The sequence below is a fragment of the Falsiroseomonas oryzae genome, from assembly GCF_027856955.1.
Lineage (GTDB): Bacteria > Pseudomonadota > Alphaproteobacteria > Acetobacterales > Acetobacteraceae > Falsiroseomonas > Falsiroseomonas oryzae.
Map to the genome: position 1 here is coordinate 1 of NZ_JAPSMD010000941.1, position 738 is coordinate 738.

A 738-nucleotide genomic window follows, 5' to 3' on the forward strand; every position below is an offset into this window, starting at 1 on the left:
GCCAGGACGGGCGCCGCGGCCTGCCGCTCAGCCCGGCCCGACGGCCAGCGCCTCCGGCATATGGGCCCGCGCCAGCCAGCCCGTCACCGCCCGGGACAGGGCGCGGGCCAGTTTCGCGCGGTGGTCGGCCCGGCGCAGCGCCGCCTCGTCCTGCGGGTGGGAGAGGAAGCCCAGCTCCACCAGGACGGAGGGGATCTCCGGCGCCTTGAGCACCACGAAGCCGGCCTGGCGGTGGGTATTGGGCAGCAGGGGCACGTCCTCGCCCAGTTCCTGCACCACCATCCGGGCCATCCGCGCACTGCCGGCCCGCGTCTCCGCCCGCATCAGCGACATCAGGATCGCCTGCACCTCCGGCGGGACGGAGGGCATGCGCAGCCCGCCGGCGCGGTCGGAGTCGTTCTCCCGCCTGGCCAGCGCGTTGGAGAAGGCGTCGGAGCCGGCGCCGAGGGTATAGACGCTGGCGCCGCGCGCGCCCGGCGCGCTGTCCGCGTGCAGCGAGACGAACAGCGCGGCGTCCCGGCGGCGGGCGAACTCCACGCGGTCCCCGAGCGGCACGAAACGGTCGCCGGTGCGCGTCATCGCGACGCGGCAACGGCCGGAGGCCTCCAGCAGGCGCCGCAGCTCCTGCGCGGTGGCCAGCACCACCGTCTTCTCCTGCGTGCGCTGCGTGCCGATCGCGCCGGGGTCGCGGCCGCCGTGGCCGGGGTCGAGCACCACCAGCGGCAGGCTGGCGGCCGG

The 738-nt window shown here is 76.8% G+C and carries 1 protein-coding gene; it reads right to left on the reverse strand.

What is annotated here, in order from left to right:
- Nucleotides 1-27 precede the first annotated feature (27 nt).
- Nucleotides 28-738: N-acetylmuramoyl-L-alanine amidase family protein (locus OZN99_RS32830; protein ID WP_270939364.1), on the reverse strand; the 711-nt coding region annotated here is incomplete at its 5' end.